5 protein-coding genes are annotated in these 24,942 nt (G+C 67.7%); all 5 read right to left on the bottom strand.

Features of this window, described 5'->3' with window-relative positions; all coding sequences use genetic code 11:
- Positions 1-35 precede the first annotated feature (35 nt).
- The 5 genes from ACP26O_RS33365 to ACP26O_RS33385 all read right to left on the bottom strand — a co-directional run bounded on the left by ACP26O_RS33365 (position 36) and on the right by ACP26O_RS33385 (position 24,935).
- Entirely contained in the window at positions 36-692 is a 657-nt protein-coding gene (locus ACP26O_RS33365; RefSeq protein WP_175666249.1) for a glycosyltransferase family 25 protein, read from the bottom strand.
- Positions 689-9,949, bottom strand: a complete 9,261-nt coding sequence (locus tag ACP26O_RS33370; RefSeq protein ID WP_426356425.1) for an amino acid adenylation domain-containing protein — start codon at positions 9,947-9,949, stop codon at positions 689-691. Before ACP26O_RS33370 ends, ACP26O_RS33365 begins: the two co-directional genes overlap by 4 nt.
- Positions 9,950-10,309: 360 nt before the next feature.
- Positions 10,310-19,378, bottom strand: coding sequence for a non-ribosomal peptide synthetase (locus ACP26O_RS33375; RefSeq protein WP_244099082.1), 9,069 nt, complete (start codon positions 19,376-19,378; stop codon positions 10,310-10,312).
- Positions 19,379-19,416: 38 nt separating this feature from the next.
- Entirely contained in the window at positions 19,417-23,331 is a 3,915-nt protein-coding gene (locus ACP26O_RS33380) for a non-ribosomal peptide synthetase (protein ID WP_175666246.1), read from the bottom strand.
- A complete protein-coding gene (locus tag ACP26O_RS33385; RefSeq protein ID WP_175666245.1) occupies positions 23,319-24,935 on the bottom strand; it encodes an MBL fold metallo-hydrolase in 1,617 nt (538 codons plus the stop codon). The genes ACP26O_RS33380 and ACP26O_RS33385 overlap by 13 nt, the downstream gene beginning before the upstream one ends.
- Between the last annotated feature and the right edge of the window lie 7 nt (positions 24,936-24,942).

Raw genomic sequence — 24,942 nt, forward strand, 5'->3', positions numbered from 1 at the left:
GAGAGTGGGATCGCAGCGAGCGCCGGCCGCAGCCATTACCAGCCGTCCGGAATCGGAAGGGAATAGGTCAGCGGCTTTTCCGGCATGACTTCGTCCATGATGTCGGAGTAACCGGACTCCTGTCCGACCAGATTGGGCTCGAAGCAGTAGCAATTGAACGTCTGCTGCAGGACGAGGTTGTTGCGGTCGTTGATCGCCGGCGGGTTTTCGTTGATCGCAATGAATGCGTCGTAAAGCGAGTCCCTGACGACGTACGCATGCGCGGTGAGCGTCTCGACGGTCTTGACGATGTTCGGCGCGACGGGAATGGGCGGCGTGAAGTGATAGGCGCCCAGAAACAGCATGTGCCAGTCGTTCGGCACCTGCGCGATGAACTCGGGGAAGCGCGCGGCGAAGTCGCGGTCGAAGAACGCGTCGTCCTCGAAGATCAGGACTTCGCTCGCGCCGGCGGCCTTGGCCTGTCTCACGGCGGCGAGATGGCTCATCGTGCAGCCGTAGTCCTGCGCGCGCATATGGCGCAACGATTCCGGCACGGTGACCTGCCGCGCGTCGACGGCGGACAGTCGTTCCACCGTGAGGATGTTCTGCTCCGCGAATTTCCTTTGCATGGCTTCCCAGCGGTCGGGGCGCCGGTCCAGATTGATGCAGACCTTGCGGGCGAAGGTGTTGTCGATCGTCGGTGTCGAGTTCATGAGGGCTTTTTTTCCAGAAACGGGTTGACGTGGGTAGCGAGCACGCCGGCGTGCGGATCGAGCAGCATGGTCAGGTGGTCGCCGGGTACGTCCGTCACCTCGACGGGCAGCGCCGAGAAGCGCGACCAGCCCCAGGTCGGGTCGAGGCGCAGCTGCGCGATCTCGGGCGACGGATCGTAGTCGCCGGGATCCCGCTCGGTGCTGCGGAACAAGGCGATCGGCACGGGAAGCGCGGTGGCTTGCGGCGCGTAGCGCGATTTGAAGTTGGCCTGATAGACCCGCAGATACGCGCGCACGCGGTCGGATCCGGCATCGGCGAACCAGCTGCCGCGGTCGCCGATTCTGTCGAGGATCAAGCCGGCCTGGCCGTCGGGGTCGAGCGCGACGAGGTCCGCTCGCGTCACCTCGAGGTCGGTCCCGAGGAAGGTGCCGATTTCATGCGCGATCGCGACCAGCCAATCGGTGTCGTCCCAGTCTTGCCAGTAGGTGGCGGCCGAGCTGTCGACGGGGGCCGACGCGTCGAAGATCGCCAGCAGTTTGACGACGGCGCCCTTGGCGACGAGCTGCCGGCTCATTTCGAGCGCCACCTGCGCGCCGAACGAGTGGCCCGCCAGGTAGTACGGACCCGCGCCCACCAGCGGCCAGATGCGTTCGATATGACGGGCCGCGATGTCTTCCACGCGGGTGAGCGGCAGGCAGGCGCCGTCGAGGCCGAGCGCTTCGAGGCCGAGCACCGCGTGAGCGTCGCTCAGGTGGTTCGCGAGCGGGTGGAAGTAGACCACGTTCCCGCCGGCGCCCGGCAGCAGGAAGAGCGGCGTGGCGGGACCGCCGTCCCGGATCGTCACGAGTCCGCCGGCAGGGGCGGACGGCGCTTTCCCGGCCAGTGCCGCCGCCAGTGTCTCGATCGTCGGATTCTCGAAGAGACAGGAAATGGGCAGCCGGCGATCGAACGCCTTTTCGACATTGGCCATCAGCTGGATCGCGATGATCGAGTGCCCGCCGAGGTCGAAATAATTGTCGCTGACCGTGATGTCGTCTCGTTTGAAGATCCGCTGCCAGATCGCCAGCAACGTGCTTTCGTCCGCCGTCGGCGCGACGGCGCGTGCCGTCGTGGCCGCACCGGCGGCGGGGTGGGCGGGTTCCGCGGCAGCGGCGGCCACGTCGCGCGGCGCGCCCGGCCGGCTGCCGGCGGCCGGCGCCGGCGCATCGGCGAGCTGGCCGGTCAGCTGCGCCGGATCGTCGGCGAATCGTTCCAGCAACGCGCGGAGGGTGCCCAGCATCTGCCGCACCGCGTCCGGGGCGACGCGGTGCGCGTCGTGCGTGATAAGGAACGCGAGGCGGTTATCCGGGTGTACGGTCAGGGTCAGCGGGTAATTCGATTCCGCGAAGGCGCGGGTGTCGCGGATCTCGATGCCGTCCGGCCCGAGATCGGGAGCGGCGGCAACCGGGAAGTTCTCGAACACCAGCAGGCTGTCGAACAGGCTGTCGCGGGCGGGCAGTTCGCTCCATGACTGGATATCGACCAGCGAACTGTACGAATGCGGCTCCATCGCCGTCTGGGCTGCGTGGACCGCCGCCAGCCACTCGACGAAGGGGCGCTCCGGCGCGATGCGCACGCGAAACGGCAGCGTGTTGATGAACAGCCCCACGATCGACTCGACGCCGTCGAGCTGCGGCGGGCGGCCGGACACGGTGACGCCGAACACGACGTCGTTCGTCCCGGCGTGGCGCCGCAGTACCAGGGCCCAGACCGCGCGTATCAGGACGTTGAGGGTGAGGCGATGGGCGCGCATGAGCGCTTGCAGCCGGGTGGTCAGGGCTTCGTCCAGCAGGCATTGCTGTGTCCTGAGCGTGTCCTGCCGCGCGGCGTCGCCGACGCTCTGCCGGGCCGGATTGGTAGCGATCGGCGTGGCGGCATGGAACCCGGCCAGCTCGGCGCGCCACCACGCTTCGTCGGCCGAACGAGGATGACGCGCGAACCAGTCGATGTACCTGCGGTATCCCGGCGCCGACGACGCGACCGCGGGCGTGCCGGTGCGGGCGAGCGACAGGTAATCGTCGAACACTTCCTTCATCAGCGTGGCGGTGCTCCAGCCGTCGAGAATGATGTGGTGCGCGCTCCAGCAGAAACGATGGCGTGCGTCCGCTTCCTGAATCAGCGTGCAGCGGAACAACGGCGCCCGATGCAGATCGAAGCCGCGCCGCCGGTCGTCGGCGAGGAACGCATCGAAGTCCTGCGCGCGGCGGGACGCATCGCGGTGTCGCCAGTCGAGGAACGTCCACGGCAGGTCGAGCGTGTGCAGGACGGTCTGGACGGGATGGTCGCGATCGGCCCACGCGAACGCGGTGCGCAATACGGGATGGCGCGCGAGCGCATTGGCCCAGGCTTGCCGGAGCGCCGGCACCTGGAGCGGGCCGCTGACGACGAAGCTGAACTGCTGGAAGTAGGCGGCAGGGTCCAGTTCGTACAGCGAATGGAACAGAATGCCCTGCTGCAGGGACGACAGCGGGTAGCTGTCTTCGACGTTGTCCCACGTGGTGTCGGATACCGACGCCACGAAGTCGAGCAAGCGGTCCTTGAAATGCGCGGCCAGGTTTTCGACCGTCTGCCGCTGGTGGAGACGCTCGCCGTAGCGCCAGTCCACCTGAAGCTTGCCGTCGGAAACGGCGGCGACGATCTCGAACGCGTGCGTGCGCCGGGACCGCTCGGCGCGCAGCGAACCGAGGTCTTCGGCCGCCGGGCGCCAGCCGTCGGACTGCTGCAACACGGTATCGAGCTGCCCGTGATAGTTGAACAGGATATCGGCATTCGGCAGCGCGGCGAGGCTGTCACGCACGGCCTCGTCGGGGCTCAGGTAGCGGAGCAGCGAATACCCGAGGCCGTCGGCCGGAATCCGGCGCAGCTGTTGCTGCCCGGCACGCAGCGCTTCCTCCGGCGTGTGCATCGCGTCGGCCTCGAGCACGATCGGGTAGATGGACGTGAACCAGCCCACCGTTCGGGTGACGTCGAGCGGCGCATCCGACACGTGGCGGCCGTGACTTTCGAGATCGATCCTGGTGCGGGCGTTGCCGGTGGCCATGCTGCACGCTTGCGCGAGCGCGACGAGCAGGACGTCGTTGATGCGGGTGTCGTAGGCCCGCGGCAGCCGGCGCAGCAACGCCGTGGTGTCGGCTTCGTCCAGCTCGAATGAAACGGACGCCGCGTCGCCGACCGCATTGTTGGCCGCTTTATTGGCCGCGCCCGCGGCCGGATAATCGACCGGCATGGGCTCGACGTCCTGCGAGAGGAGGGCTTGCCACCGTGGGGCCTCGTCGCCGATGGCCGGCGACCGCGCCAGTTGCTGCAAATGCAACGCCCATTCGCGGAACGAAGTCGTCTTCGCGGGCAACGGCCGGCCGTGGTACGCGGCATGCAGGTCCTCGAGGAGCACACGCCATGACACGCCGTCCACCGCAAGGTGATGGATCGAGACGAACAGGCGGGCGAGCGGTTCGTCGGCAAAGCAGAAAAGCCGGGCCGCCAGCAACGGGCCATGCGTGATGTCGATACCGCGTTCCGCTTCCTCGGCGGCGGCGCGCATCGCCGCGATGCGCTCGCCGGCGTCGCCTGCCAGCACTTCCTTCGCGAAGAGCGCCGGCATTTCGCCGGCGGCGACGACTTCCTGAGTCCAGTGGCCCGCGCTGCGCGAGAAACGCAGGCGCAATGCATCGTGATGTTCGTAGACTTGCCGGAACGCGTCGGCGAGCCTCGACGCGTCGATATCCGCCGGCACCTGGATCAGGACCGTTTGATTGTAGTGCGACGGCGTATCGATCTCCTGTTCGAAGAACCAGTGCTGGACGGGTGTGAGCGGCGCATCGCCCAGCGGGCTGACGCTCGACGCGTGCGCTGCCCGTTCTTCAGGCGCGGCGGCCAGCTGAGCGACCGTCTGATACTGGAACAGCTGTTTCGCCGTTACGCGAAGTCCCGCCTGATTGGCGCGCGAAATCACCTGGATGCTCAGGATCGAGTCGCCGCCCAGTTCGAAGAAATTGTCGTGGATGCCGATGGACGGCAGTTGCAGCACGTCTTGCCAGATCGACGCCAGCAGGATTTCCCGGGGCGTGACGGCCGGCGCGTGCGGCTGGGCCGCGTCGACCGTGTCCGCCGGGACGGGCAGCGCCTTGCGGTTGATCTTGCCGTTGGGCAGCAGCGGCAGGGATTCGAGCGTGACGAACTTCGACGGCACCATGTAGTCCGCGAGCTTGCCGCTCAGATAGCCGCGAAGATCGGCGAGGTCCGGCGATGCGGTCGCGACATAGGCGATCAGGAACGTCCGGGCGCCGTCGGTTTTCGCGATCACGACACAGTCGTCGACCGACGGATGCTCGCGCAGCGCCGCCTCGATTTCACCGGGTTCGATGCGCAGGCCGCGCAGCTTGATCTGATGGTCGATGCGGCCAAGGAACTCGATGTTGCCGTCGGGCCGGTAGCGCGCGAGATCGCCGGTGCGGTAGAGGCGTGCATGCGGGTCGGCGGAGAACGGATCGGCGATGAACTTCTCGGCGCTCAGTTCGGGCTCACCGTGGTAGCCGCGCCCGACCGGCGTGCCGCCGATCAGCAGCTCGCCTGCCACGCCGATCGGCACGGGCTGCAGCTGCGCGTCCACGATGTAGACGCGCGTATTGGCGATGGGTCGGCCGATCGGCACGATGCGGTGCGGGTCGTCGCGCCGGCATTCCCATGCGGTCACGTCGACGGCGGCCTCGGTGGGGCCGTAGAGGTTGAACAGCCTGACGTCCAGGCGTGCAAGGCAACGCTGCTGCAGATCGTATGGCAGGGCCTCGCCGCTGCACACGACGCGGCGCAGCGACGCGCAGTGCGCGTCGAGGTCCGGATGATCGAGAAAGGCGCGCAGCATGGACGGCACGAAATGGACCGTGGTGATCCGTTCGCGCTCGATGAGTTCGACCAGATAGTCGGTCTCGCGCTGTCCGCCGGGCCGGGCGAACACGAGGCGCGCGCCGGTGACGAGCGGCCAGAAGAATTCCCAGACCGACACGTCGAAGCTGAACGGGGTCTTCTGCAGCACGGCATCGTCGGCGCCGAGCGTGTATGCGTGTTGCATCCACAGGATGCGGTTGGTGATGGCGCGATGGGTGTTGAGTGCGCCCTTGGGCCTGCCGGTCGAACCGGAGGTGTAGATCATGTAGGCGAGGTTCTCGCCGCCCAGCTCAGGCGCGGGATTGGACGCGGGCGCGGCGTCGAGGTCGAGCGTGTCGCGATCGACGACGATCACGCGGGCGTCGGTGTCGGGCAGCGCGTCAAGCAGATGCTGCTGGGTGAGGAGCCAGCGCAGCTGCGCGTGGTCGATCATGAAGCGCACGCGCTCGGCGGGGTATTCGGGGTCGACGGGGACGTAAGCGCCGCCGGCCTTGAGGATCGCGAGCAGGGCGACGATCATGTCGAGCGAGCGCTCCATCGCGACGCCGACGAGGGCATCGGGGGCGACGCCGAGCTCGATGAGGCGGTGGGCGAGGCGATTGGCGCGCAGGTTGAGTTCGGCATAGGTGAGCGCGAGGTCGTCGTAGACGGCGGCGACGGCCTCGGGCGTGCGCTCGACCTGCTGTTCGAACAACCGGTGCAGCGGTTGCGCGGCGGCCTCGCCGAAATCCGTCCCGGTCCGGTTCCATTCGATGGTCACGCTCTCCCGCTCCGCCTCGCTCGACAACGCAAGCGCGCTGAGCGGCCGGTCCGGATCGGCGACCACGGCATCGAGGAGCGTGCGGAAGTGTTCCGCCATGCGATCGATCGTGTCGGCGTCGAACAGGTCCAGGTTGTATTCCAGCGAGCCCGCGAGCCCATGGTCGGCATCCTGGATATGGAGCGTGAGGTCGAACTTGGCGGTGTGGGTCTCCACCGACACCGGCGTGGCCACGAGACCGGGGAAGTCCACCGCATGGGGCTGCGCTTTCTCATACGCGAACACGGCCTGGAAAACGGGCGTGCGGCTCAGGTTGCGTTCGAGCTTGAGCGAGTCCACCACCTGTTCGAACGGAATCTCCTGGCGACTGTAGCCGTCCAGCGCGACGCGCTTCACGCGCGCCAGCAGTTCGCCGAAGGTCGGATTGCCCGACAGGTCCACGCGCAGCGCGAGCATGTTCGCGAAGAAGCCGATCAGCGGCTCGGTCATGCTGGAGCGCCGATTGGCGATTGGCGAGCCGATGACGAGGTCTTGCTGGTTGCTGTACCGCGAAAGGAGCAGCGCATACGCGGCGAGCACGACCATGTACGTGCTGGTGCCGGACGCGCGCGCGATCGCGCGCAGGCCGTCGGCGCGTTCGGCGTTCAGCTGGAACGGCAGCACCGCGCCGTGAAAACGCTGGATGGCCGGCCGGGGGCGATCGGTGGGCAGTTCGATCAGGTCCGGTGCATCCGCCAGCGCCGCGCTCACGAGCGCCAGTTCCCGATGCGTGTCGGCCGACGCCAGGCGCTCGTGCTGCCAGGCGGCGTAGTCCGCGTACTGGACGGCCAGTTCCGGCAGCGACTGGCCGGCATAGAGCGCGGCCAGTTCGCGGATGAGGATGCCTGACGACCACGCATCCGAAATGATGTGATGCATCGTGATGCCGAACACATGCAGGCGCGCGTGCACGCGGTACAGCACGACGCGATAGAGCGGCCCGGTGGCGAGATCGAATGGGCGGTCGGCTTCCTCGGCGAGCAGCGCGAGCGTGTCGGACTCGCTGGCGACGTCGACGACGTCGAGCGCGACCGGCGCCGGCGGGGCGATGCGTTGAACCCCGAGGCCGTCGACGGCGGGAAACGTGGTGCGCAGGATCTCGTGACGCCGGCTGATTTCACACACGGCGGCGCGCAGGCGCGCGACGTCCAGATCGCCGTCGAAACGCAGCGCGCTCGAAATGTTGTAGGTGGCCGACGGGCCTTCCAGTTGCGCGAGGAACCACAGGCGCTGCTGCGGAAAGGAGAGCGGCAGGTCGTTCGCACGCGAGCGGAGCGGGATGTTGCCGGCCATCGAACCGGTCCGGGGCGACGACGCCTCGATCAGGTCGGACACCGCGCCGATGGTCTGGAGTTCGAAGATGGCGTCGATGCCGATCTCGACGGAGAAGCTGCTCCAGATCCGCGAGACGAGCTGCATGGCCTGCAGCGAATCTCCGCCGTAGTCGAAGAAGCGGCCGGTGAGATCGACGGCCGGATTGTCGAGCACTTCGCGCCAGATGCGCACCAGCTCGAGCTGGATCGGCGTGGCGTCGAGGTTGGCGTCGAGGCTGGCGGCGTCGGGCGCGGCGGTGCGCTCCATGGCCAGGAGCGCCGGGCGATCCAGCTTGCCGTTGGCGTTGAGCGGAAATTCGGCGATCGGGAAAATGTCGGACGGGACCATATAGTCCGGCAGCTTCCCGGCCAGAAAGGCCCTGAGGTCCGCAACGTTCAGGTTCGCGGAACCCTTGACGTAGGCCGCCAGCTTGCGCACCCCGTGGGCGGATTCGCGCAGCATGACCGCCGCGCCGACGACATCCTCGTGCGCGGTGAGCGCGGCCTCGATCTCGCCCAGTTCGACACGGTGCCCGCGAATCTTGACCTGATCGTCGACGCGTCCGTAGCACTGGATCTGTCCGTCGGGCAGCCAGCGGCCGATGTCGCCGGTGCGATAGATGCGCGCTTCGCCGGGAAACGGATGCTCGACGAATTTCGCGGCGGTGACGTCGGGCCGCTGGTGATAGCCGCGCGCGAGGCCGTCGCCGGCGATGCAGATTTCCCCCGGCACGCCGATCGGGACCGGCCGCAGCGCGTCGTCGAGCATGTACACGCGCGTGTTGGCGATGGGCCGGCCGATCAGCACCGTGGGCGGCGTGCCGTCGACGCGCTCGACGATACAGCCGACCGTCGCCTCGGTGGGACCGTACTCGTTGTAGATGTCGAGCGCGGGATCGATCTTCCGCAGCGTCGCGATGTGCTGGGGCGTCAGTTCCTCGCCGCCGACGATCACCTTGCGCACGCCGGAGCGTGACAGGTTCATGTATTCCAGCAGGTGAATGTGGGTGGGCGTGAGCTTGAGGGTGTCGACGCCGCTGCCGGGCTGGAACATCCGGGCCAGGATGGTATCGATGCTTTCCGACTGCGGATAGATGCGCAGCGATTTGCCGCGCACCAGCGGGCAGAAGATATTGGTCAGCGTGAAATCGAAGCAGAGCGAGCTGTACAGGCCGAAACTGCCGGTCGTGCTGTCCGCAAAGTAATACCCGGCGGCCCACGCAATGTAGTGGGCCAGGTTCCGGTGTTCGAGCAGGCAGCCTTTCGGTCGCCCGGTCGAGCCGGACGTGTAGATCACGTAAGCCAGGTTCGCCGGCTCGGCGCGGCAAGGCGGATTGTCCGGCAGCGGCGTCCAGCCGGGGAGCTCCTGATCCAGCAGCAGCGTCACGCCGGAGAATTCGTACCACTGCGCGAGTTGGCTCGATTGGGTCACCAGCAGCGACAGGCCGGTGTCGCCGAGGATGTGATTGATCCGTTCGGGCGGATACGCCGGGTCCAGCGGAACGAACGCCGCCCCTGCCTTCAATATGCCGAGAATCGCGACGATCATCCATTCGGAACGGTCGAGCATGATGCCGACCAGCGATTCCGGCCCGACGCCATGATGGTGGCGCAACTCGTGCGCGAGGCGGTTGGCCTGTGCGTTCAGATCGGCGTAGGTCGTGAGCGAACTGTCGGTGACGAGCGCCGGCGCCGCGGGCGTGCGGGCGACCTGGGCTTCGAACATCTCGACGACCGTGGGATGGCTGGGTCCGGCCGTCGCGGTTTCATTGAAGGAAGCCAGCATCCGGCGCGCTTGCGGCGGGATCGCCTCGATGTCGCCGACCGGCTTGTCGAGGTGTTCGAATTCCTCGAGCACCGCGCCGAGGCTCGTGGCGAAACCGTCGATGAGCAAAGGCTCGATGGCGCCTGCGTAACGAATCTCGATTTCGCCGCGCGTGAGTCGCAGGTGCAACTGCAGGTCGTCGTCTTCGCGGCTTAGCGCGCGGTGCACGCGGTCGTCCACCAGCGAGACCTTCGTGAGCTGCGCGGGATCCATGTCCTTTTCGTTGCGCACGAGCGTGTCCAGCGGGAAATGGTGCTCGGCATAGCTGTCTTCCACGATCCCGGCCACGCGTGACAGGTAGTCGTCGATGCGCTCGTCGGGACGGACCTCGATGATCAGCGGAACGGTGGCGGCACGGGCCGACGGATGCTCGGCAAGCCCCGGCGTGCCGAGCACCGTGACCGGGATCCGGAAGTACTTCCAGAGCAGCAACGCAATGCCCGCGGCCGTGACGGCGAATTCGGCAAGCTCGCCGTCGCCGATGCGCCGCAACAGGTCGAGCGACGCGGGCGTGAGCGGCACCGTGCGGGACAGCAGACGGCCCGGTTGCGGACTCGGGGCGTGCGTGGCGATCCGGTAGACGCCGGTCACCAGGGAAAGGCCTTCGCGCCAGAAACGCGCGGTTTGCGCATAGCGATGATCGGTGACCAGTACGTTATTGTCTTGCACACGAAACTCCTTGAGACGTTTTGTTCATCCGAAACAACCCGACGCAGGCCGCATGGCGGCCGCCGGTCAAACCCCGCCCGGCCCGCATCACGTTTTCTCCTCGAGCGCATCGTCGGCGGTGACTTCGGGCGTGCGCTTCAGGCGCAGGCCGACCCGGACCTTCGGGCCGGCGGCGGGCGCATTGCCGGAGAGCGAAATACGATCGACCGGCGTGGTCGGATCACGGAGAAAGACGTCGTGGATCTCGAGCAGTCGATCGCGCATCGCCGCGATGGTCGCGGGGCGGAACAGGTGGGTGTTGTAGATGAACTGGATGAGGTGCCTGCCGTCGCTTTCCACGATCTGGAAGGACAGGTCGAACTTGGCCGTGGTGTCCATCTGCGAGCGGTCCGTGATGCGAAGGCCCGGCTGAGGCGCCGGCATCGAAATGTGGTTCGCTTGAATGTCGAAGATCGGGAAATGGCCCGCCGGGGTGCGGATCCGTAGATCTTCCAGCAGGACATCGAACGGATAGGACGCGTGCTCCAGCGCTTGCGTGGAGGCTTTCGCGACACCGTCGATCACTTCTTCCACGGTCGCGGATTGCCGCACCGGCACGCGGAGCACGACGGTGTTGAGGAACACCCCGATCTGCGATTCGAGTTGTTCGCTGTCGCGCCCGGCCGACACGCTGCCGATGACGATGTCCTCACGCCCCGTGTAGCGGTGCATCAGCACGCAGAACGACGCCAGGAGCACGGCGTAGAGCGACGTATGGTGAGCGCGGGCCAATTGTGCGAGCCCTTCCACCTGCGGGCCCGACAGTTCGACTTCGAGCGTCTGCCCGGCATGACCGGGCCGCTCGGGGCGCGGGTAGTCGGACGCCAGTTGCAGGCGGGGCAGCGGCGGCGCGAGTTGCTCGAGCCAGTACGCGCGATGCGCGGCGGCACGCGCGCCTTCGAGGCTGGCGTTGTGCCACGCGGCGTAGTCGCGGTACTGGATCGAAAGCGGCGGCAGGTCGCGTCCCGCATACAGCGCATGCAGATCGTCGGTCAGCACGCGGATCGACCATGCATCCGATATCACGTGGTGCATGTTCAGCAGCAGCAGGTGTTGCGCCGGTGAGAGCCGGACCAGCTTGACGCGAAAGAGCGGTCCCGTCGCGAGATCGAACGGCTGCTCGCTTTCCGCGCGGATCAGCGCATCGATCGCTTGCGGCCCGGCATCGTCCGCGAGGTCCACCTGCTCGACGCGGAAACCGGAGGTTTCGCGAGTGAGGATGCGTTGCCGCAGATCGCCTTCGATCATCGCGAACACGGTGCGCAGGCTCTCGTGGCGATCGACCAGCGTGTCGAACGCACGGACGAGGCGCGCCGTATCGACGGCGCCGTCCAGTTGCAGCGCGCCTGCCATGTTGTACGTGGACGGATCCGCGCCGCGGCTGGCGAGCCAGATCCGCTTCTGGGCGCGAGACACCGCGTACGACGATTGCGCGGCAAGGGCCGGGATGATCGCCGCGCCACCGGCGTCGTCGACGGGCGTGGAAGCCAGCTTCCGCGCGAGCGCGCGCGGCGACGGCGCATGGAAGATATCGGCGACCGCGACGTTCAGTTTCAGTTCGCGCCTGATCCGGCTGACCATCTGGATCGCCTTGAGGCTTTGGCCGCCATGCTCGAAGAAATTGTCGTCGACACCGCCCGGCTGGCGGCCGAGCACCTCAGCGAAGATGCGCAGCAGCGCCGCCTCGACCGGCGTCCGCGGTTCGACCGGCACGCCGTCGGGCACGGACGCGGCCTCCGGGAGCGGCAGCGCGGCGCGGTTGATCTTGCCGTTCGGCATGACGGGCAGGGCCGGCAGCAGCATCAAGGTGTCGGGCACCATATGCGCCGGCAGTTTGTCGCGCAGTGCATCGCGCAGGCGTTTGGGCGTCCAGCCGGTGCCCGACGCGTAGCCGCACAGGGTCTTTTCCGCGTCCGACGTGTCGCGGACGACCACGACGGCGTTGGAAATGCCGGCGAGACCGGTCAGCGCGGTTTCGATTTCGCCGAGCTCGATGCGATATCCGCGAATCTTGACCTGGAAGTCGCGGCGTCCGAAGAAGTGGAGATTGCCGTCCGGCCCGAAGCAGCCGACATCGCCGGTGCGATACAGGCGCGCGCCCGGTTCCGGACTGAACGGGTCGTCGCGGAACACCGCACGGGTGCGCGCTTCGTCGAACAGGTAGCCGCGCCCGACGCCGGCTCCGCCGATGCAGATCTCGCCCTTGACGCCGACCGGGCAGAGGTTCATGTCGGCATCCACGACGTAGAGGCGCAGGTTCTCGATGGGGCGGCCGATCGGAATCGCCGGCAGATCCGGCGCGCGCTCCATGCTGTAGTGCGCCACGGAGTCCGACGCTTCGGTCGGCCCATAGGCGTTGATGAGCCGGACCCCCGGATTCAGACGGAACCACGCTTGCGCGGCAGCGGGCTGCAGGGTTTCGCCGATGGTCAGCAGCGTGTCGAGGTGCGGGAAAGCCGGTGCCGCATGCGTTTCCAGCTCGCCGAGAAAGGTGGCCAGATAGGACGGCACGAATTGCATCGCCGTGATGCGGTCGCGCTGAAGGCTGTCGATCAGGCGCGCGGGCTCGAGGATCACGGCATCGGGATAGATCACGGTCGTACCGCCCGACACCAGCGCCGCGAAGCACTGCCAGACCGAAATATCGGAGCAGTGCGAAGCGGTCTGCGCGACCGCGCTCCGCGCGCCGAGCCCGACCCGGCGCGCCATGGCGAGCACGTGATTGAGCATGCCGCGATGCTCGACCATCGCGCCCTTCGGTTGGCCGGTCGAACCCGACGTGAAGATCACGTAGGCCAGGTCCACGGGCCGGCAACGCGGCGTCGCGGGCGCCGGCGCCCCGGCGCCGTGATGGTTGGGCAGCCGGGCGGGATCGACCAGCGGGATCGACGCCAGGGCCGGCGGCGGCACGCAGTCCGTGGCGACGATGACCGTCGGCCGGGCCAGCGTCAGGATGGTCTCGACCCGCTGGGCCGGATAGGCCGGATCGACCGGAACGTAGGCCGCGCCGCACTTCCAGATGGCCAGGATCGTTTCCAGCATCAGCGGCGAGCGCGGCATCCAGACGGCGATCCGGTCGTCCGGCTGGATCGCCGCTGTCTGCAGCAGGTGACCGGCGATCCGGTTGGCGCCCTCGACGAGATCCCGATAGGTGCGGACCTCCGTGCCGTGGCGGACCGCAATGCGCTCCGGATGCGCGGCGGCCGCGGCCTCGATCAGGTCGGGCAGCGTCCGGTCGGACGGAACCGGCGCGACGCTGTCGTTCCAGTCGAGCAGGATGGCGTCGCGCTCGTCCGCGGTGAGGAGCACAATGCCGCGGTTCGGGCGATCTTCCGCATCGGCCAGGCCGGCGAGCAGCGTTTCGACATGGCGCAACAGGCGCACGATCGTGTCGCGGTCGAACCGGCCATCGTCGTACAGCACTTGAAGCGACAGGCGCTTGCCCGGCGTCACGACCAGGGTCAGCGGGTAATTGTTCGGATCGGACACCTGGAATTCGCCGATCCGCAGACCGGGCAGCGCATCGGCCAGCGCTTCCTCGACCGGATAGTTCTGGAAGATGAGCAGGCTTTCGAAGAGCGGCACGCCGGGCGGCAGGCCCGCGAATGTCTGAATGTCGGCCAGCGGATAGTGCGCATACTCCTCCTGCTGCGCGAGATCCATCTGCAGCTGGGCGAGCCACGCGGACGTCGGGCGCGTGTCGATGCGGACCCGCACCGGCAGCGTGTTGATGAACAGCCCGACCATCTCGTCCGACGCCGGCAGCGACGCCGGGCGACCGGAAACGATCGTGCCGAACACGACGTCCGCTTCGCCGCTATAGCGGCCCAGCAACTGCGCCCACGCGCCCTGGGCGAGCGTGTTGAGGGTGATGCGGCGGGTTTGCGCGAAGGCGACGAGCCGCCGCGTCTCGCTTTCGGAGAGCAGCAGCTGTTCTTCCACATAGGCGCCCGGCGCGGCCGTGCCGTCGAGTTCGGGGCGTCCCAACACGAGCGGCGTCGTGGTCGGGAAATCCTCCAGCTTCGTCTTCCAGAAGCGTTCCGCCGCGGCGGCGTCCTGGCGCGCCAGCCAGCGCACGTAATCGGCGAAGGCGGGCGGCGCGGCGCGCTGCGGGGCGCCTTCGTCCGCCAGGTCCTGATAGGTGGCGGCCACTTCGCTCAGGAGCCGGGCGGAGCTCCACCCGTCGAGCAGGATGTGGTGATGGCTCCAATGGAAGCGCCATGCGTGATCTTCCACGCGCAACAGCGCGAGCCGCATCAGCGGCGCCCGGGTAAAGTCGAAGCCGCGTGCCCGGTCTTGCGCGACGTAGGCCGCCCAACGCCGCTCCGCCTCCTCGGCGGACGCCGCGCGCAGATCCTCGTCATGCCAGGGCAAGTCGATACGGCGATGCACGACCTGCACGGGGCTTTCGATTTCTTCCCAGTGAAACGAGGTTCGCAGGATGTCGTGCCGGTGCGCCACCGTCTCCCACGCGCGGCGGAACCGTTCGACGTCGAGTGCCCCGTCGATACGGAAATCGAGGCTGCTGAAATAGGCATCCGATGCCGGTTCGTACAGGCCGTGGAACAGCATGCCCTGTTGAGTCGGCGTCAGCGCGTAGACGTCGGCGATCTCGTCCGGTATGACCGACGCCAGCGCCTGCGGCAGCGCATTCGCCAGCTGGCCCGACGCGGGCCGGGCCGATGCGGACTGGACGGGATGGTCGGCAACCAGCGATTCGAGCGCCGCGATGTAGGCATGCGCCACGCGCCGGATGGTGTCGGCGTCGTGGCAGGCGCGGCTGAATTCCCATGCAACGTGCAGGCGGTTACCGGTCACGTAGGCGTTGATGTCGAGCAGGTGCTCGCGCAGCTGCTTCGCATTGCGGCCGTCTCCGCTCGGCTCCGCGGCCTGTTTCCAGTCGCGGGCGGCGTTCAGCATCTGGTCGGTCTGACCCAGGTAGTTGAACAGCAGCCGAGGCCGCGGAACAGGGCCGTCGAGCCGGTCCCGCAGCAGACCGTAGGTGAGGCCCGCGCTTGGCACGGCGCGCAGTTGCGTCTTGATCGACGCAACCAGGCGAGCCGGGTCGTGCGAGCCGGCATCGACCGTCAGCACGACCGGGAACAGGGACGTGAACCAGCCGACCGTGCGCGAGATGTCGAGATCCGCGATCAGTTCCTCGCGCCCGTGCGCTTCGAGATCCACCAGCACGTCGGCGCATCCGCTCCAGTCGCCCACGGCACGCGCGAGCGCGGCCAGCAGCACGTCGTTGATCTGCGCGTCGTACGCGCGGGGCGCCGCGCCCAGCAAGGCCGCGGTCGCGGATTCGCCCAGCTCGACCACGATCGTTTCGGCGGACGACACGGAATTGGCGGCAGCCGTTGCAGGGCGATCGAGCGGCAGGCCGGGCAGGGTGGCGCGCGCCAACGCCTGCCAGTGGGCGAGGTCGGCGTCGGCGGCGCCGGAGCCGGCCCAATCCGAGATGGCCCGGGTCCATGCGGTCCAGGTCGCGCCGCCGCCCGCGAATTCGGGGGCCTGGCCGTGGCGCAGGCGGGTATAGGCGTCGTACACGGTTTCGAGCAGCGCGCCCCATGACACGCCGTCGATGACCAGATGATGGGCGACCAGCAGCAAGCGCAGCGATCGGCCTTCGTCGACGCGGAACAGGTCCGCGCGCACGACGGGGCCGTCCGACAGATTCAGGCTCGCATGAGCGTGCGCGACGTGCTGCGCGAGCTGATCGCGCCCGATCTCGACTACGCCGACGGGAATCTCCGGATCGTCGACGACTTCCTGGATCCAGCCGGACCCGCCCGCACGAAAGCGCAGCCGCAGCGCGTCGTGCCATTTGACCGCGTGCCGCAGCGCCTGGCGCAGCAACACCGGATCGACATCCGCCGGCACGTCGAGCAGGACCGCCTGGTTGTACTGGTCCTGGTCGTCCTTGCGCTGCGCGAAGAAGTCCTTCTGGATCGGCGTCAGCGGCAGCGGGCCGGACGACGCGACGAACTCCGCCGCGCCGAGCGTGGCGCGGGTGGCCACGGCGGCGAGTTCGGCAACCGTCGGATGCTGGAAGATGAGCCGGGTGGTGAGCTTCAGCCCCGCCTTGGCGGCCAGCGACACGATGCGCATGCTGAGAATCGAATCGCCGCCCAGCGCGAAGAAATTGTCGTGGATGCCCGGCGCCGGAATGCCCAGCGCTTCTCCCCAGAGGCGGCACAGCAGCGTCTCGGCGGGCGTGCGGGGCAAGGTCGGCGCCTGTCCCGCGGCGGACAGCCGCGCGCGGTCCAGCGGGGGCAGCGCCTTGCGGTCGATCTTGCCGTTGCCGCTCAAGGGCAGCGCGTCGAGCACCACGTAGATGCCGGGCACCATGTAGTCCGGCAGCGTGGCGGACAACGCGGCGGCAATCTCCGCGTCGCTCAGCGACGCGCCAGCGCGGAACGCGACATACGCGCACAGCGCGGCGCGGCCGGCGTCGTCGCGATAATCGAGCGCGGCCGCCTGGCGGATTTCCGGAATGGCGGCCAGCGCGTTGTCGATCTCCCCGAGTTCGATGCGGTAGCCGCGGATCTTCAACTGATGGTCCTTGCGGCCGTAGAGCACGATCGAACCATCGGGGAGATAGCAGCCGATGTCGCGGGTGCGGTACATGCGCACACCGCGTTCCGCGCGGAACGGGTCGTCGAGGAACGCTTCCCGCGTGCCGGCTTCGTTGTTGAGATAGCCGCGGCCGACGGCGACGCCGGATACGCACAGTTCGCCGGGAACCCCGATCGGGCACAGGTTCATCTGCGGGTCGACGACATAGATGCGCACGTTGCGGACCGGCTTGCCGACCGGTACGTAAGGCGTGGTCGGCGCGCACGTCATGCGGTGCTGCGCGACGTCGTCGGACGCTTCGGCCGGGCCGTACGCGTTCACCACCGCGATGTCCGGGAACACGTCGAACCACCGCTTCACCAGGGCCGGGCTGACCATCTCGCCGGTGACGAGGAGGTGCCGCAGGTGTCGCATCAGCGCCGGCCGTTCCGACGCGTGGTCGAGCACGGCGGACAGATAGGACGGCACCAGTTCGAGGATGCTGATCCGCGCGGCTTCCAGGGTCGCGACGAAAGACGCCGGGTCGCGGATGCACGCGTCGTCGACGATCACGGTCTTGCCGCCGGCGAGCGGCGCCGTGAAAAATTGCCAGACCGAAATATCGAAGCAATGCGGCGCGGTTTGCGCGATCACCGACGACGCCGAGATCGAAAACTCGTCGATCTCGGCGAGCATGTGATTCAGCATGCCGGCGTGCTCGACCATCGCCCCTTTGGGCTTGCCGGTCGAACCGGACGTGTAGATCACGTAGGCGAGGCTGTCGGCCGACACGGGGCGGCCGGGATTGGCGTCGTCGCCGCCCTCGGTGACGGTATCGAGCGACACGACCGGCGCGAGCGCGGCCAGCTCGGGCGGCAGGAGGCCGTCGCAGGTAATGACGAGCGCGGCGCCGGAATCCTCGAGAATCGTGCGGATGCGGGCCGCCGGATAGTCGGGGTCGATCGGAATATAGGCGGCGCCGCACTTCCAGACCGCGAGGATCGCCTCCATCAGGCGCTCCGACCGGTGCATGCAGATCGCGACCAGCGCGTCCGGCCGCAGCTCGACGGCGGCCAGCAGGCGGTGAGCCGTGCGGTTGGCGCGGGCGTTCAGCTCGCCCGCGCTCACGACGATATCCCGGTACTCGACCGCCGGCCGCTCGGGGTGGTCCGCCGCGGCCTGTTCCAGGCGATGCACCACGGTGCGCGCGGCGTCGAACGGCACGTCGGTATCGTTGAAGGTGTCCAGCAACTGCCGGCGTTCGGCCTCGGGCAGCATCGGCACGCGCCCGAGCAGCCGGTTCGGATCGGCCGCGAATGCGTCGAGCGTCGCGGCCACGTGGCCCAGCATCCGCTGCATGGTGTCTTCATCGAAGCGCCGCGGATCGAACGACAGCTCCATCTTCCAGTCGTCGCGCGCCGTCACGACGAATTCGAGCGGGATGTCGGCGCGGTTGTAAAGCTGCACCTCGTCGACCGCCAGGCCATGCGCGCCGTGCGTCAGCGACGCATCGAGCGGGTAATTCATGAACGTGATGTTGCTCTCGAACAGCGGCGTCGTCAGCGGCACTTCGCTGCAGCGCTGGATATCGGGAAGCGGGGTGTGCTCGAACTGCGCACGGGCGGCCACGCGCGCCTGGATCATCTTCAGCCAGGCCGCGAGCGGCTGCCGCGGATCGACCCGCACCCGCACCGGCACCGTATTGATGAACAGGCCGAGCATGGTTTCGATCCCCGGCAGGTTGGCGCCCCGTCCGGACACGACGGCGCCGAACACCACGTCGGTTTCCCCGCTGTAACGCGACAGCACGAGCGCCCAGGCCGCTTGCGCGAGGGTGTTGAGGGTGACGTGATGCCGGGCCGCGAATTGCCGCAGGCGCGCGCTCAGGTCGGCCGACAGGTCGGCCTGGACTTGCGCGAGGCCCTGGCCGAAGCGCTCGCCCGCTTCCGCGCGCGCTGCCGTGGGCAGCGGGGTCGGCGAGCGGAACCCTTCGAGATAGCGCGTCCAGTATTGCTGCGCGGCTTGCGGTTCGCGCTGCTGCAGCCACTGGATGTAGTCGCGATAGGGGCGCACCGCGGGGAGCGCCGGCGGCACGCCACGCGTGAGCGCGCCATAGACCTCGAAAATTTCCTCGATGACGAGCGACAGGCACCAGCCGTCGGCCAGGATGTGATGGTGGCTCCAGCTGAACAGGTACGTGTCGTCGGCGACGCGCACGAGCCGGCAGCGCACGAGCGGCGCGCGATCGAGCGCGAAGCCCTCGGCCAGATCGTTGTCGAGATGCGCGCGCCACCGCGTGCGCTGTTCGTCTTCCGGCAGGTCGCGCCAGTCGTCCTGCACCCACGGCAGCGCGGCGTGCGCGTGCACGACCTGCATGGGCTTGTCGAATTCCTCCCAATGGAACGACGTGCGCATCACCGGATGCCGATCGACCAGCTGCTGCCATGCGGCATGAAACAGCGCGGGGTCGAGGCTGCCGGTGATCCGGCAACCGAGCTGGTTGAAGCTGCTTCTCGTGCCGGGCGAGTGCACGGCATGAAAGAGCATCGCCTCCTGCATCGGGGAAAGCTCGTAGATATCGGCAATGGTGGGGGATGTCACGATTTGATCCTTGAGACAAGCGCGTCCAACGCTTCCTGGCTGATGCGCGCGGCCGGAAAATCCGTCGGACTCAGCCCGCGCGGGTCGCCGCCGCTGGCCGCGACGATCGACAGCAGACGGCTGCGGTAGCACTGCGTCAGCTGCGCGATGGCGTCCGGCGCGCAGGCTTCCCGGTTGTAATGCCAGGTCAGGCGCAAACGCCCGTCGCACACCATCCCGTTGATCTCGAAAAGATGGCCGCGCCGCGCGCGCGGACTGTGCTCGGGGCTCTGGAAGTCGAGCACCGGCTTCCAGCCCGTGTCGTCGGTCAGCACGCGATCGATCTGGCCGAGATAGTTGAAGCGCACCGGCGCCGGCGGCTGCCGTTCCAGTGCTGCCGCGATGCCGGCGTCCTTGCCGAGGTAGCGTGCGATGCCGTAGCCGAGCCCGCGCATCGGCACCGCGCGCAACTGTTCCTTGACGTTGCGCAACGCCTCGGCCGCCACGGTGGCGTCACCGGCATTCAGGAACACCGGATAGTGCGCGGTGAACCAGCCGATGGTGCGCGACGTATCGACACCGTCGAAGAGGTCCTCGCGGCCGTGGCCTTCGAGATCGACGACCAGCGAAGCGTTGCCGGTCCAGTCGCCGAACGCGAGCAGCAGGGCCGTCAGCAGGACTTCATTGATCTGGGTGTTGAAGGCGCGCGGCACGTCCTGCAACAGCGCGAGCGTCTGCTGGGCGTCGAACTCGATGAACGTCGAGCCGGCTTCGGCGACGGTGCCGACCGGCATGTCGTCGAAGCCGGACGGTTCTTCGGCGTTCGCGTGGAGCCAATAGTCCAGTCCGTCGAGCGCGCTCGCGCCGAGTTCGGACAGACGCGTCGACCAGTCGCGCCAGGCCGTCGTCCTGGCCGGGAGCTGCACCGCTTCGCCCGCCTCGAGCTGGCGGCACGCCGTGTACAGGTCTTCGAACAGGATGCGCCACGAGACGCCGTCGATCACCAGGTGATGCGCCACCACGAGCAGGCGCTGCGGCTCGTCGGGACCGAACTGGAACAGGTGGGCGCGCAGCAGCGGCGGCGCGGACAACGTGAAGCTTTCCTGCATGCGGGTGGCGGTCGCGAGCATCTCGGCCTGCCGCGCGGCGGGTGCCGCGCCGGCCAGCGACGTGACGCCGAGCGGGATCGCCAGCGGCGGCGCCGCATGCGATTGCTGCCACGCGCCGGCGACGCGCTCGAAACTCAGCCGCAGCGCGTCATGATGCGTCGCGACGGCCGCGAGCGCGTGCTCGATCACGTCCGGCCGCAGCGACGCGGGCACCTCGATCATGGTCGACTGGTTGTAGTGGTGCGGATCCGCCACGTCTTGCGCGAAGAACCAATGCTGGATCGGCGTCAGCGGGGCGGGACCGACCACCGGCTCCTGAGGAATCCTGATGGGTGGCGCATCCACGACGACCCGGGCGAGGTCGGCGATGGTCGGATGGGCGAAAAACTGATCGGCGGTGAATCGCAGGCCGACTTGCTGGGCCAGCGACATCACCTGAATGAGCAGGATCGAGTCGCCGCCCAGTTCGAAGAAATTGTCGTGCACGCCGATCGGCTCGCGGCCCAGCACCTCCGACCAGATCGTGCCCAGGCGCGCCTCGACGTCATTGGTCGGCGCGGCATACTCGGTTTCGCTCGCCACGGGCGCCAGTTCCAGCGCGGCGAGCGCCTTGCGGTCGGGTTTGCCGTTCGGCGTCAGCGGCAGCCGTTCGAGCGTCACGATCGACCCCGGCACCATGAACTCGGGCAGGCGTTCCTTCAGGTATTCCCGCAGGCCGGCGACGCTGGCTGTCGCCGTCTCGACGCAGGCCACCAGCTGCCTGTGCTGCGGCGTGTCCTCGCGCACGAACACGATCGCATCCGCGACGTCGGCGTGCTGCCTGAGCGCCGCTTCGATTTCCCCCATTTCGATGCGATAGCCGCGAATCTTCACTTGCATGTCGCGGCGCCCGGTGACTTCCAGGTTGCCGTCAGGCAGCCAGACGCCGAGGTCGCCGGTGCGATAGAGGCGCTCGCCCGGCTCGAACGGGTGGTCGACGAAAGCGGCGGCAGTCAGGTCGTCGCGGCCGACGTAGCCGCGCGCCAGCGCGATGCCGGACACGCAGATCTCCCCCGTGCAGCCCTCGGGCGCCAGTGCCCCGTGCTCGTCGAGCAGGTACAGGTGCGTATTGTGGATCGGCCGGCCGACCGGCAGACGGGCGCCGTAGGCGGTGGCCGGATCGACCACGTAGTCCGCGATGCAGACGGTGGCCTCGGTGGGGCCGTACGAGTTGTGGCACGAGCGTGTGCGGGCCAGCTCGCGGAGATCCGCCACGCGGGCGTTGTCGCCCGCGCTGATGACCCGTTTCACGGTGCCAAGCGCGTTCCAGTCGAGCGCGGCGAGATAGGCAGGCGTCGCGTTGACGGTGGTGACGCCCTGCTGCGCGATATATTCGACGAAACGCGGCACGTCCCGGATCACGGCAGGCTTCGCCAGCACTAGGCGCGCGCCCGCGAGCAGCGTGACGAAAATCTCCATGATCGAGCCATCGAAGCCCGGGGAGTAGAACTGGACGAACCGGTCGGCGGCATCGAAACCGAAGGCGTCCACATGGTATTGCGCCATGTTCAGGAGGCCTGCGTGTTCGAGCACGACGCCCTTGGGCACGCCCGTGGAGCCGGACGTGTAGATGATGTACGCCGCGTCGTCCGGCCGGACCTCGACCTGCGCCGACGCCGATGCGGGCGCCAGCGTGTCGAGCTGAAAGTCGAGGGCGAACATCGGAATCGCCCAGAAATCGGCGAGCAGCGGCAGGTGTTCCGAGTGCGTCAGCAGCGCCTTGACCTTCGCGTCCTCGATCATGAAGCGCAGGCGCTCCTGCGGAAACTCCGGGTCGAGCGGCAGATACACCGCGCCCGCCTTGAGCGCGCCGAGCAGGCCGACGATCCAGCGCTCGGAACGGTCGGCCACCACGCCCACCACGTCGCCGCGTTCGATCGCGTATTCCGTGAGCAGGAAGCTCGCGAGCCGCGACGCCTGATCGTCCAGTTCGGCATAGGTCAGCGATGCGTCGGCGGTCGCCACGGCGATGCTGTCCGGCGCGGCCGCGACCCGCTGCGCGAACTGCGCCAGGAAGGTGCCCTGCACCGCGACGGGCACCGCATGCGAGCGAAGTCGCGCACGTTCGTCGTCGTCGAGCAGCGAGACGGTGTCGAGCGGCGCATCCAGCGTGCCGAAGCCGGCCAGGACGTTGCGCAGGTGTCGCGCGACATGCTGGAGATAATGCAGCGTGAACACAGTCGGCCGGCCCGTCAGCACGATCTCGTAGCGCTCGCGATGCCGGATCTCGATCGACAGGTCGTGGTCCGCCGACGCCCAGTCTTCATGAAGACCGTCGAAGCGCACGCCTACGTTGGTCGTGCGGCGTTCGCCATGCAGCTTGTGCGCCAGCGCGGCGATCGGAAAGTCCTGATACGAATAGCTGCGCTGCACCCTGTCGCGAACCTGGTTCAGATACGCGCGCACCGTGGGGCCGGGCTGGATCGCGTCGAACAGCGGGACGGGGTCGGCGGAACCGCTCGCGGGTTCGACGATCAGGTGCGGCGATTCCACGAACAGGCCGGCCGTGCCGTCGTAGCGCCCGAGGACACGGAACAGGGCCGCCAGCAGCACGACGAAAGCGCCCAGCGCCTGGCCGGCAGCGAGCTTCTCCAGCACCTGCGACGCGTCGCCGTCGAGCTCGAACGTCAGTTCCGGTGCCGGGCCGAGCGGCAGCGCATAGGCTTGCCACGCCTGCTGAAGCCGGAAGTCTTCGTCGATGCGACCGAGCGCGTCGCTCCAGAACGCCACGTGTTCCTGGTATTGCCCGCTGGTTGAGAGCGTGTTGAGATTCAGTTCTGACACAGCACGATCTCCCTCGTCGCGTACAGGATTTCGGAATCGATGCCCTTGGCCTTGCAGTGCGCGACGAACTGGGTGGACTGGATATGGCTGGGCGAGTTTTCGTCGAAGGTGTTGTCGAGGAGGTAATTCAGCCACGGCTCCTGACCCATCGCGTAGACATAGGCCGCGTTGAACGCGAAGTCGTCCACCAGCGCGGCGGCCTCGCCGAACTGGCAGCCCCGCGCACGGCGCGACTGATCGATGTCGCGCGGCAGCGCCTTGGGAAACAGCGGGCCACAGACCCAGGACGGCGGCGCGCCCTCGGTTTCCATTCCGACGAACAGGGTGTCCGGCTTGCCGGCGACGCGGAAGACATGCTCGTAAAGGGTGGGGTCCAGGTTGCACGAATCGGCGATGCACAGCACCGAGCGCGTGCCGAAGCGGATCATGAAGCCCTGCTTGCTCTGGATCGCCAGATCGTTGTGTTCGCCCAGGAACGGAATGGCGGTGATGGCGCCGTTGGTCAGCTTGATTTCCTGAGCATCCCGAACTTCCAGCACGTCGTTGAAGCCGAGCTTGCGCAACGCCAGTTGCAGTGACGGATCTTGCGGAAAACCGTCCAGGTTCCTGCCGACCACCACGGTCTTGACCTTGTGGCGAAGCTGCAGCAGCGTTTCCAACACAATGTGATCGTGATGGCTGTGCGTGATCAGCACGTAGTCGATCTGGTCCGGCAGGTCGGCGAAGGTATAGCGCGGCAGCGCGCTGTCGTAGCCGTAGCTGATCACCGGATCGATCAGGATGCTCACGCCGCGGCTCTGAATCAGCAGGCACGCGTGGCCGTAGTAACGGATGCGGATGTCGTCTCCATCGAACGAGCGATCCGGTTTCGGTGCCGGCGCCTCCTCGACGAAGAACGAGCGGAACAGCGGCTCGTCCTTCTCCTCCACACGCATCAGATCGACGATTTTCGCGTAGCTGCCGGGGGTGTCGCGCATGCGGAACAGCACGTCGAGCGCGCGATCGTCGAAGGCCGTGTTGCTGAACACCGTGCGCTCGTCGCTGAGCCGGGGCGTGCTGAGAATGAATGGCCGGGGCGTGTGCTCGTCGATCGCCGACAGCGCGATGCTCTGCGCGTCGCGCACATAGAGCGGGCTCGCGTACAGCAAGCTCTCGTAGACCCGGAAGGACGGGTTGTGGTTCAGGTCGTAGTAGATCTCGACATAGCCTTTCAACACCTCGGGAATCTGCGGGTAGAGCGGGTCCGACGCCATACCCTTGGCCTGTTCCAGCAGCAGCGTGGAGAATGCCTTGTAGGCCTTCGCCAGTTCCAGTTGCCCGGTCGCGCGCCGGGTGGTCTGCTCGATCAGCGCGCGGATTTCGTCGACGCGCTTGCCGTCCAGGTCGAGGAACGGGCCGCCGCGCATCGCCGGATCCTTGCACGCCGCCGCATGCATCATCGGCGACGCGACATAGGACTTCATCAGCGGCAGGAACCGCTCGGCCACGTTGAGTGCGGCGGTCAACGGCGGAAGCGTGTGAAACCACGCGTACCAGCCGTTGATCAGCGGTTCGAACTGGATGTTTTGCCGCAGGTAGACCTGCGTGTTGGACGAAATGGTCAACGAAGGC

Source organism: Burkholderia sp. R-40 (assembly GCF_049942845.1).
In the GTDB taxonomy this organism is placed as follows: Bacteria; Pseudomonadota; Gammaproteobacteria; order Burkholderiales; family Burkholderiaceae; genus Burkholderia; species Burkholderia ambifaria.

Coding starts and splice junctions, on each gene's coding strand:
- ACP26O_RS33365 (WP_175666249.1), bottom strand. CDS start 692: ATGAACTCGACACCGACGATCGACAACACCTTCGCCCGCAAGGTCTGC.
- ACP26O_RS33375 (WP_244099082.1), bottom strand. CDS start 19,378: ATGCAGGAGGCGATGCTCTTTCATGCCGTGCACTCGCCCGGCACGAGA.